Below are 255 nucleotides of genomic sequence, written 5' to 3'. Positions count from 1 at the left end.
GATTTTTGAGACCAAAAGATAAATCCTCTTCCACTAATGGTAAAACAATTTGATTATCAGGATTTTGGAAAACAAATCCTACTTTATGCTTTATTGCCTTTGCATCGTTCTTGGTATCAAGCCCATCAACACTCACAAAACCATGAGAGGGTAATTGTAGCCCATTGATGAGACGAACAAATGTACTTTTTCCAGAACCATTCGCACCAATAACAGCGATTCGTCTTTCGGTAAGCTGTACGGTAATATTCCTCA

The 255-nt window shown here is 37.6% G+C and carries 1 protein-coding gene; it reads right to left on the bottom strand.

Going from position 1 to position 255, the window contains the following annotated elements; translation table 11 throughout:
• Positions 1 to 255: ATP-binding cassette domain-containing protein (locus tag ACFIO5_RS13020; protein ID WP_375705636.1), on the bottom strand; the 255-nt coding region annotated here is incomplete at both ends.

The sequence above is a fragment of the Bartonella sp. AA86SXKL genome (genome assembly GCF_042196885.1).
Note: the sequence above shows the minus strand (reverse complement) of the source record. Positions and strands in the feature narration are given on the sequence as shown.